Raw genomic sequence first — 10,451 nt, 5'->3', positions numbered from 1 at the left:
GCCTTATCTTTAGTTGAGTTTGAATATATCGGTCGCTCCTATTCATAGTTTGCGATCGATTATTCAGCAAGCCCTAGTTATTAATTATTAGTGCGATCGCCCGCGTTCAAACTTATCGGTGGCACTGCGAGCAATAAGCTGCTTAGGATCGGGCTTCTAGCTTCTAAACACATAAATTGTCGGGTGGCGTGGGCTGGCATATCGGGAGCCCAAAGGCTGAGTGCGATGCTAGCCCGATCGCAGTTCAATGGCTGTAGATGGATTTTCCTTGGGCGGATCTACAGCGCTTTCCTCTCAGCTACCGAGTCGCAAAATTTGAACGAAAAAGGAAATCGGACGGCGCGATCGCACTTGCTTGCACCCCATTCAAAACAGCCAAGAGTTCCCCAGAGTTAGCAATTCTGATGAATGTGGTGGGACTGGCCTCTCGCCCGTCTGTGCCTTGGCTAATGATCAGTTGAGTGAAAGTCAAACCGCCTGCTAAACTCAGCAAATCTTCACCTTTCCTGAAGTCGGATATTACATCACTCCCTTGTGCGGGTGTCAAGAGAAATAAATCGCGTCCGCTGCGGCGGACGAAAGTATCGCTGCCCTTGCCGCCGCGGGCAGTATCGTTGCCTTCATCGCCAGAAAGCGTATCAGAGGCATCCTGACCGCTGAGGTAGTCATTGCCATTGGCACCGAATAACAGTCGTTCCCGTTGCGATCGCGGTCAGATTCGCTGTTAGTGCCGCCGTAGAGGCTGTTATCTTATAGTCTAAGAGTCCCTCTCTTTTTTGTGCAGCCAAAGTTCAGGGTAGGTGATGGCTGTCCCAAGGGCAGTCAGAACACAACCAACCAGCGTGGCATAGAAGCGCACAGGCAACAAGGCGCGATCGCCACCTTGATTCAGCATCAGCAGGTCAATCATGACCATCACTAGCACCGTCACCGCCGCACAGCAAAGCGTGTAATTTTTGGCTAACCCGATCGGAATGAGTGGCGCAGCCAACAGAATGTAAGCAATCAGCAGATTAGGACTATTGGTAGAGGTAATCATTGCTTCTACTAGCAATACCCCAATCAACGTTCCCACTATCCGTTGAGAAGTCCGCTGAACCGTTGCACGGCTATCAGGCTTCATCACCAAGAGAGTCGTCGCCGCGACCCAAAAGGGGCGAGGTAGATGTAATAAGAAACTGCCACCCACAGCGCTCGTTGCCACGATGCCATAGCAGAGCGCAAACCGTAACCCTGCCGTTTGGTTAGACTGAATGCGCTGCCAGCCCTCGCTGACAGCGGCACCCGCGGTCAAGCGATTGACTCGAAATAGCCAATGCTCGAGCGCGATGATGATGGATGTCCATAGCCCCCCTGCCAAAAAGATAAAAATCACTCGTTCATCAATTGCAATTAACTGCGTCCCAAAGGCAGCAAGCTGCAATGCTCCAAACAAAAAGCCCAGCACCGCAAACCGCACCATAATTTCGATCGCCATGTGAGTGCTGTGCAACCATCCAGCAGTCGTGCCAAGAACAAGCACTCCTAATGCAATCAACTCTGGTGAGTCAGTCAGAAAACTGCCGAGTTGAGCACAGCCCGTAATCAGGACAGAACCAACTAAAGTGCTCAGTAATCGATCTTTGGGGGGAGCATCCACATTTGCAATACTCACAACATACATACTGCCAATCACGGCAACCACACCGTAACGAAGCAATCCTGTTGCAGAGCCGGTTATCAGTGGGATGCCGATGCTCAGCATATAACGAACTGCGTTATCCCACGGCAGAGATTTTAGGTTTAGCCATGCTTGCTGCAATTGGATGTGTCGCATTCGGGTTGAGCCTACGTGGTTTGTCTGACTGGTTAGTCCAACTGCTTCGGATCGCAAGTAAGGACGCAGTAAAAAGCTGTATGTTCGAGCAGTGTCCCGATCGAGGTTCACGCCAGCGGTAATTCATCGGCATCCTGGTCTTTTGTTGTTTGCGTTTGAAACCTTCTCAGGCTTAGCAATTGTCCAGAGTATTTTGAGTTGCCGCCACCAAAGTATCGCTGCCCTCTTCGCCCACAAGGGTATCAGAACCGCGTCCGCCCCAGATCGTCGGGTCGTTAAGTAGTTGTACAGAATTAATTACATAAAATCTGACCTGAAAGCCTTGCATACTTTAAAGCAGATGTGTAATTAATCTTGTCCAATTACTTATCTTTGCCACCGAAAGCAACGTCGTTGCCCTGACAGCCGAAGAGGGATGCTTGAAAATGATCCCAGAAGTTAATTACTATTCCCGCTTCTCAAATACGAATGGCGCACCAATCGTGTAATATCGCCGTCGGTGGTAGGGTTACTACACTATTGACTGGCGCCAGTTATAAAGCCAGTCAATTGCGGACTTTCGGCAGCGCGGCTGCGGTGAAAGTTATTCATCCATTCGCATCAGCTTGCGGTAAAACGTTTTAGAAAAATCGACAGTACGAGTCCGCTGAAAAGTCAGGAGAACCTCAATTAAGCAACTAACAAACTCAGAGCTTTGCATAGTCACTTCGTAGCTGAGTTCAGCATTGCCGTCAAACAACACCCGACAGCGGGTTAAGTCGATAGGCAGCGACGAGATATTCCAACTAGCGACAAACGGCACGCTCTCCCCGCCGTCAATTTTTCTTGCCCCCTCCAAGCTTTTGAGCTTGTAGAGGCCAATAGCGTGCGGTAAAAACTTGCGCCTGGGCTCTTGACAGAAAGGCGCGTAGACTTTCACTTCTTTGTCATCGGCTGGCTTGAGTTGAGGAATAGACATATTTCCACCTCAGACAATTATTACTAACAGATAGTTTAGATCCCCTGAAAAAACTAGCAGATATTCCTGGTCGATCGCAAGCAAAAGTCAACCCAAATACTCTATGCAGTGCCGGTTTACCAGTGCCGTACAAGCACCGAACCCGCTGGTTGTCCTCCCGTCCGCTTTCGAGAAAAGTCCAGAAACTGATACAGTAGATGCTTATATCTAAAATCAAAAACTATTGGTGGTTGAATCAAGTAACCTATGCAGGAGAGTTCTTGGCCAGAAAACGACGCTCGCAGCGAGCTTAACTTGGACATCTCTGATTTAGCTCAAGAAGAGCTCAAGAGTTTGACCTCGCACTCCAAGCTCAGCAAAGTATTTGCTATAACAGACATTGGCGACAGGGTGTTTGACGCGGAAACAAAAGCAGAGCTTCCGGTTGCGGTGTCTGTGCCCGGAACTCCCTCTTTTCCTCAAAATCTGTACCGGGGACGCCGCGGAAAAGCCGCAGCAGTGCTGACTGCGATTTGGGCCGGCACGATCGCCCTGCACTTGATTTCTTGGGGTGCGTGGGTAGTGTGGGGGTTGACGGGACTGCTGTGGATGCAAGCATTTCGAGTGTTATTTGCGGAACCCAGGGCCGCACTGCCGCCTCTTGCCGATGAAAGCCGAGAGGATTGGCCTTATGTGTCGCTGCTAGTGGCAGCGAAAAATGAGGAAGCGGTGATTGCCCGATTCGTAGAATCAATCTGCAATGTAGATTATCCGATCGACCGCTACGAAGTTTGGGCGATCGACGATCACAGCAGCGACACCACGCCGCTAGTATTGGAACAGCTAACCAAAAAGTACCCCCAGCTCAAAGTATTTCGCAGAGGAGCAAATGCCAGCGGCGGCAAGTCGGGAGCACTCAATCAAGTGTTGCCGCTGACTCGCGGGGAATTTGTCGGAATATTTGACGCCGACGCGACGGTAACGCCGGATTTGCTGCGCCGGGTGCTGCCAGTGTTCCATGAAGAAAAGGTAGGGGCTGTGCAAGTCAGAAAAGCCATCGCCAATGCTTCGGTAAATTTTTGGACTCGCGGTCAAGAAGCAGAAATGGCCCTAGACAGTTTTTTCCAACAGCAGCGGATTGCGATCGGCGGCATTGGAGAATTGCGCGGTAACGGCCAATTCATGCGTCGCACCGCCTTGGAAAGCTGCGGAGGCTGGAACGAGGAGACGATTACCGACGACCTGGATTTGACTGTGAGGCTGCACCTAGACCGATGGGACATTGAATTTCTCGCTTTCCCAGCCGTGTCAGAAGAAGGAGTCACTAACGCTCGTGCTCTGTGGCATCAGCGCAATCGCTGGGCAGAAGGTGGCTATCAGCGTTATCTTGACTACTGGCGGCTAATTTTGCGGAACCGCATGGGAACTGGGAAAACTTGGGATTTATTTGGATTTTGGGTATCTCAATATTTCTTACCCACAGTAGCCCTACCCGATTTTGTGATGTCAATTGCGCTGCGCCGGATGCCGATCGCCAGTCCCATAACTTTTATGACCCTTACATTGTCGCTGGTGGGAATGTTTGTCGGTTTGCGCCGCACTCGCAAAGAGACCAAATTTGACGTAAGGCGAGTTTTTGTCACCTTGCTGCAAACGCTGCGGGGTACTGTGTATATGTTCCACTGGCTGCTGGTAGGGACTGTGACGGCTCGGATTGCGGTACGGCCCAAGCGGCTCAAATGGGTCAAAACCGTCCATCAAGGCGCTGCGAATAGCATCAAGTAAACAATTGGCAGAAATATCTAGGCACAGTATCGCCGAACGTCCGAAGATTTTCTGAGACAAAAAAACACCAACCCTCGCCAAATATCTCCCCGCCATATCCTAAGAGTAAAATTTGGCAATTCCCACAAAAAAACACTTTGAAACAGCTTAGGTAATAGGTAATCGGCGAGCGGTAATAGCGAATAAGTAATCGGCAATACAAAAGTCGAAAATTAAAAGAGAAAAGCGAGAATTTTTAACTTTTAACTTGACAAAAAACCAATTACTATCTATTAATTATGAATTGCCAATTAGGACGAATTGCTTGTTGCCAACTACCCGTCACCCGTAATTGATAATGGATTTGTTAGAGTACCAAGCTAAATCTTTATTTCGCCAGATGGCAATTCCGATTTTGCCGTCGCAGCGGATTGACAATCCCGCCGACCTCAAAGGACTGAAAATTCCCTACCCCGTTGTACTCAAATCGCAAGTGCGGGCTGGGGGACGGGGCCGGGCGGGCGGTATCAAGTTTGTGGAAAATACGATCGATGCAGTAGCAGCCGCTCAAACAATTTTTAATTTGCCGATCGAGGATGAATATCCCCAAGTCTTACTGGCAGAAGCAAAGTACAACGCCGACCAAGAATTGTACTTAGCGGTACTACTAGACCCCGTAGCACGCCGCCCCGTGCTTCTGGGTTCGAGACAAGGAGGTATGGATGTCGAAAGGTCGATCGAGCAAATGCAGCAAGTTGCCGTCGATCAAGAATTTTCCCCATTCTATGCGAGGCGTCTCACGCTGAAAATGGGATTGCAGGGAGACTTGATTCAATCTGTGAGCACCATTGTCGAGAAAATGTACCGGTTGTTTGTCGAAAAAGATTTAGATTTAGTAGAAATTAATCCTCTCGGCATCAGTCCCACGGGAGAGGTAATGGCTTTAGACGGTAAAGTCACTGCCAACGACGATGCCTTGGGGCGGCATCCAGATTTGGCAGCACTCTCGGAGACGAAGCTCTTGGGCCGGTTGGCACGGGAAAGGAGAAGTCCCCATGCCCCAGGCGATCGCCCCAATTCCAACTCGAAGGTGCAGCACTCGGAGTTTGACCCCAAATTTAAATCCCCAATCTCTAATTCCGAATCCCTGCAATTAATCGAACTAGACGGGAATATAGGGATTTTGTGCAACGGAGTGGGGCTGACAATGGCAACTCTGGATGCTGTAACCCACCAAGGAGGAAAACCAGCTAATTTTGTGAATATGGGTTCCCTAGACCGCTACGATGCAGCAAATGCCCTGCGCGATCGCGCGGAGTTGGGTCTGGAGTTAGTCGCTCAGGATAAAAGCGTTAAGGTGATACTTGTAAATATTTTGGGCAGCGCCTCCAAGACCGAGGAAATAATCGCCGCAGTAGCCGGCTATTTGGAACGGAAAGCTCGCGCTAACCGCCACATCCAAGTTGTGCTGCGCCTGGTTGAGATCGACGCTGATGCTGTTAAAAAGCGTTTGGGACAGTTGCCGGTGCAGCTAGCAAGCACTTTGGATGAGGCTGCGGCTGCTTCTGTATCCTCCGCCAAGTAGCGGCAGTCGATCGGCAAAAAACGAGATTTCTTTACAGACAGACGAAGGCCTTCTGCTTTTTACAGATCGAGTGTCAAGTGGGAAAAAATGAATTTAACTCCTGAAAGCAAAGTCCTAGTACAGGGCATTACAGAATCTCCCGCGTCCACCCGCGCCGCCCTGATGATGAAAGCATACGGCACGAATGTAGTCGCCGGTGTCAGTCCCGGTCGGGGGGGGCTGGAAGTGGAGGGAATTCCGGTTTTTGATTTGGTAGAACAAGCAGTGGCGACAGTGGGTCACGTTGACACTGCGGTAATTTTGGTAGACGCTTACTCGGTGCTGGATGCGGCTCTAGAAGCGATCGCCGGAGGAATTCGGCAAATCGCGATCGTTACTGGGGGAGTGCCTCCTCTGGATATGGTGCACTTAGTCAGAAAAGCAGAGGCCACCGAAACTTTGGTAATCGGGCCCAACAGTCCGGGGATTATTGTGCCCGACAAACTGCTGCTGGGAACTCACCCCAAGGAATTTTACACTCCCGGCCCGGTGGGAGTAATCAGCCGCAGCAGCACTTTGACTTACGAAGTTGCCCTAGAACTAACGGAGGCTGGGTTGGGACAGTCGATGGCGGTTTGTATTGGCTGCGACGCGATTGTCGGTTCTTCTTTTATGCAGTGGCTGCAAATTTTGGACGAAGACGACAGTACGGAAGCGATGGTTTTGGTGGGGGAAGTTGGCGGGTGGAGTGAACAAGCTGCTGCTTCTTACATCGCCTCGGCGATCGACAAACCCGTGGTTGCTTATCTGGCCGGCCGCTACGCTCCCAAGGGGCCGTCTTTGGGCCACGCCGGCATCCTGATCAGTTCTCGGGCGGCGGCCCAGAAAGCCTTTGGAGTTACGGCCCCAAACAAAATGGCTGCCTTTGAAGAAGCAGACATACCTGTGGCGGCTCGACCTTCAGAGATTCCTAAGTTGCTCAAAAAATTGCTCAAGAAAAATTGATGGCTTTGGGAGTTTTCACAAAAGTCCTAACCGTCTTGGCGTTTGGCATAGCGGTAGGGCGGGTTTTGTCTCAAAATTGTCTGCTGAATGCCACAACTGCAGGCTAAACCCGCCCCTAAGACACATTTATGATTTTTTTACCAAAGCCCTCTGACCGGCGTCACAGGCTGCGGTGCTGGTGCTGGCAAGGGGGCGGCGCGGCGCGGCGCTGGAGGCGGAGTTGTTGGCTGCACGCTGCGGCGAGGTTCGATCGGACTTTCGGGGCGAGTTGTTTCAGTTGTGCGAGTTGTCGATCGCATCACATCTTGAAGCAGGCTTTGCAGAGTTCCGGCTATACTCTGAACTTTCCCAACAGCGGTGCGAAGGCTGGCAACATCTACGTAAACCTCGTTGAGAGGGTACTTTTTCAGGATTTCTAGCAGCGATACCTTACCGTCGTCCCCGGCTGCCAGGATCATCGCTGCCCGCAGAGCTTTGCCACTTTCCGTGCGGCGCTGAGTCCGAATTGCTTGACCGATTTGGTCAGTGATTTTTTCTCCCGGGCTGCTGTAAACTACCCTAGCCAGATTAGCAGGCTTTAAACCAATTTCTAGACCCATGAACCCCCGCAGTGTTTGCGCGTCCATTTTGGAGAACCGGATAATTTGTTGGAGGGTTGGCGTTGTCGTGCCGTTTTTAGCAAATTCTTCTAAGTCGCTGACATTGATGGCTTGTCTGATCGGGCCAAATGTGAGGACAACTTTTTCGGCCGCTAATGCTGTACTGCTGCTAGATAATATGCTCGCGCTTGCTCCTAAAAGTAGGGCAATGCCGATCGATACAAATTTTGTTAATTTCATATTCACCGCTAGATTAAAATTATTTTTTCTAGATTTGTACATTTTTGTACATTATAGATGCAGCAGTTATATTCTACAAGGTCGCCAGTGTAATTTGTGGCCGCGTCACACCGACAATCTCAACCGAGACTTTTTCTCGATCTTGACTTTAAAAAGAAGTAACCACATCTGCCAAAATCTTTTCGCTTCTATTGCTTCTACCTTCTACCTTCTACATCTCCTGCCTTCTATATCACAGTGTCTTCCGCTTTTTACATAAGTGTCTTATAAAAATTCGAGGAACTGCCCTGACGGGAGGACGTTCTTAATTGCACAAACATAAGGGGTCGATTGCTTCTTCTTTCTCTCTTAGGCAACTAAATGCCTCTTCCCTCTTCCCTCTTCCTTCTTCCGACGGACATCGGACTGACATCCGTTACATCCGTTACATCCCGTACATTGCTCGTTGCCGAACTTCCTTCTGCTATATGTTGAAAACCAAGCGCAAATCCAAGAAATCCAAACACAAGCACAGCGAAAAAACAACAGCGCTAAGCAAAAAAGAAGTAGCTGCACAAAAACGCAAAATTTCAGAAAAGCGCCATGAATTGGTGCAGGCGATCGCCATAAGCTGCTTAGTCACCGTTGCTGTCAGCATCCCCCTGTTGTTCGTAGCCCGCCCTAAGATTGCTATTGCAGGAGGCGCAGCCGCAGCCATCTTGCTGCTTTCCTACAAATATCCCCGTCAAGCTTTGTGGACTTTTCTAATTTACCTGCCTTTCAGTGGTACAATTACCTATGCAATTGGCGGCGGGAATGCTGCATTTCAAGTAGCCAAAGATGCTTTCTACATACCAGCTCTCATCGCCCTAATTCAAAGCTGCAAAAAGAAACAATTGCCCCTGTTCATTCCCAAACAAATGCTTTCTACCTTCAGCCTCCTGTTGATGATGGCAATCCTGACTTTAATTTTTGTCAACGGGGAGATGCAGCTCAACCCTATGAAAGGCGACAAACCAATTCTGCAAGGAATTCTCGGCTTAAAAGTATTGATAGGTTACATACCGCTGATTGCTTGTACCTATTATCTGCTCCGCACTAAGAAGGATTTGGTATTTTTTAGTCGAATGCACATCGTTTTGGCTATCGTTTGCTGCCTTCTCGGTTTGATTCAGTACCTGTTGCTGCAAAGTGGAAAGTGTGCGGGAACCAGAGGAATGACGGGAGCAGAATTATATAAAGCAACGCTGCAAGCTAGATGTTTTGTCGGCGGTTCTTTGGTGTTCAGTCCAGAAGTCAAGTTGGTCCGCTTGCCGGGAACTTTTGTCGCGCCTTGGCAGTGGGCATGGTTTTTAATTTCTAATGCTTTTTTAACCTTTGCCTCTGCCTTTTGCGATCCTTCATTCTGGTGGCGAGTTATCGGTTTATTTGGCATGGCATTAGTATTTGCCAATGCAGTTATTTCCGGTCAAAGAGCTGCTTTAATTATGGTTCCCGTTGCTACAGCAATCCTGCTAGTTCTCACCGGTCAATTAGTTAATTTAAAACGATTTATTCCCGTCGGTGCCGGACTGGCGATTCTGCTGTTTGTCGGTGCAGCAATTAACCCGGGAATTATCGAGCAGCGGTGGGAGAGTTTTGTTAACCGCTGGAATGCTGCACCGCCCCAGCAGTTTCTCTTTAATCAGTTCGAGCAGAGCAACAATTTTATCATTGACAGACCTTTCGGTAGAGGTGTAGGACGAGGGACTAATTCAACGCGAATATTTGGTACCACGCAGTTAATTGAAACTTTCCAACCTAAGTTGATCTACGAACTCGGTTATCCGGGAATGATTAGTTTTCAGATCATGCTTTTACACTTAGCTTTTTTAACTTTTCGAGCTTACCGATCTGTCAAGGACAAAAGTTTGCGAAGTTACGGAGCTAGTTTTTGGGTGTTTGTTGGATTTATTACGATCAATACTCAATACTATCCGCTGGATGTAGATCCAGTGTCCGTGTATTATTGGGTTTTAGCTGGGGCGATTTTAAAGTTGCCCAAAATTGATAAACAGGTGCAGGATGAAAAACACGAGGAACTTGAGTCAAGTGAATTGCAAGTTCACCAGCCATTAAAGGAGAAAAAAATTATTGCATCTTCCCCAATTTGAGAAGAGTTTTGAGTGTTGAGTTTGGTGGATTATTTCTTGTTCAGTAACCCGCTTTCGCTCCAAAGGGGTGCAAAGATAGCCCGCTGTTCTGGGTTTATTTGTGCTAAAGCCCACCCCTACAGCATATTTTTGCTCTTAACTTTACTGCGGTTGCCAAACCGGATTGCTAGCATTCAAATCCTTGTCGTTTGTCAATTTAGTCAATCCCGAACCGTCCCAATTAATTACATACAAGTTGCTTTGGTCGCCTTGGATTTCATTAAAAGCAAAAGCAATTTGCTGGCTGTCAGAAGACCAAGCTAATTGCTAATGGGTGTATCTCACTTTTGCGAATGTGTCACAAAAGAGTTAAAATGAAAAACCTAGTAAAATCGTCAAATAAAGATGAGGTAAA

At 48.8% G+C, this 10,451-nt stretch carries 9 protein-coding genes and 1 pseudogene; 4 read left to right on the top strand and 6 right to left on the bottom strand.

The features are described 5' to 3' along the window. Positions 1–298: 298 nt before the first annotated feature. The 5 genes and pseudogenes from QUA40_RS25860 to ebsA all read right to left on the bottom strand — a co-directional run bounded on the left by QUA40_RS25860 (position 299) and on the right by ebsA (position 2,774). The gene (locus tag QUA40_RS25860; RefSeq protein WP_333131177.1) at positions 299–547 is read right to left on the bottom strand and encodes a hypothetical protein; all 249 of its coding nucleotides are present in this window, start codon (positions 545–547) and stop codon (positions 299–301) included. An 18-nt stretch (positions 548–565) separates the two neighbouring features. Then, positions 566–691, bottom strand: a pseudogene (locus QUA40_RS29165) (hypothetical protein); the annotation flags it as partial. Between the two features lie 66 nt (positions 692–757). Beyond that, the gene (locus QUA40_RS25855; protein WP_333131175.1) at positions 758–1,816 is read right to left on the bottom strand and encodes an FUSC family protein; all 1,059 of its coding nucleotides are present in this window, start codon (positions 1,814–1,816) and stop codon (positions 758–760) included. 172 nt (positions 1,817–1,988) lie between these two features. Then, on the bottom strand, positions 1,989–2,144 hold the full coding sequence (locus QUA40_RS25850; RefSeq protein WP_333131173.1) for a hypothetical protein: 156 nt from the start codon (positions 2,142–2,144) through the stop codon (positions 1,989–1,991). Positions 2,145–2,399: 255 nt separating this feature from the next. Next, complete coding sequence (gene ebsA / locus QUA40_RS25845) at positions 2,400–2,774, bottom strand: type IV pilus biogenesis protein EbsA (protein WP_006634686.1); 375 nt, start codon at positions 2,772–2,774, stop codon at positions 2,400–2,402. A gap of 246 nt (positions 2,775–3,020) precedes the next feature. Between ebsA and QUA40_RS25840 the strand changes: the two genes are divergently transcribed. The 3 genes from QUA40_RS25840 to QUA40_RS25830 all read left to right on the top strand — a co-directional run bounded on the left by QUA40_RS25840 (position 3,021) and on the right by QUA40_RS25830 (position 7,086). Beyond that, positions 3,021–4,538, top strand: coding sequence for a glycosyltransferase family 2 protein (locus QUA40_RS25840; protein ID WP_333131171.1), 1,518 nt, complete (start codon positions 3,021–3,023; stop codon positions 4,536–4,538). A gap of 337 nt (positions 4,539–4,875) precedes the next feature. Continuing rightward, positions 4,876–6,102: a succinate--CoA ligase subunit beta gene (locus QUA40_RS25835; protein WP_333131169.1), complete on the top strand. Its 1,227-nt coding sequence runs from the start codon at positions 4,876–4,878 to the stop codon at positions 6,100–6,102. Between the two features lie 87 nt (positions 6,103–6,189). Next, entirely contained in the window at positions 6,190–7,086 is an 897-nt protein-coding gene (locus QUA40_RS25830; RefSeq protein WP_333131167.1) for a CoA-binding protein, read from the top strand. Positions 7,087–7,223: 137 nt separating this feature from the next. Here QUA40_RS25830 and QUA40_RS25825 read toward each other — a convergent pair whose 3' ends face one another. Then, on the bottom strand, positions 7,224–7,925 hold the full coding sequence (locus QUA40_RS25825; protein ID WP_333131165.1) for an alpha/beta hydrolase: 702 nt from the start codon (positions 7,923–7,925) through the stop codon (positions 7,224–7,226). A gap of 467 nt (positions 7,926–8,392) precedes the next feature. Here QUA40_RS25825 and hpsL point away from each other — a divergent pair, with 467 nt between their 5' ends. Continuing rightward, a complete protein-coding gene (hpsL, locus tag QUA40_RS25820; RefSeq protein ID WP_333131163.1) occupies positions 8,393–10,057 on the top strand; it encodes a hormogonium polysaccharide biosynthesis protein HpsL in 1,665 nt (554 codons plus the stop codon). Positions 10,058–10,451: the final 394 nt, after the last annotated feature.

It is taken from the genome of Microcoleus sp. Pol11C3 (assembly GCF_036701485.1).
In the GTDB taxonomy this organism is placed as follows: Bacteria; Cyanobacteriota; Cyanobacteriia; order Cyanobacteriales; family Microcoleaceae; genus Microcoleus.
The sequence above is the reverse complement of the archived record's forward strand: the minus strand, read 5'-3'. Positions and strand labels throughout refer to the sequence as shown.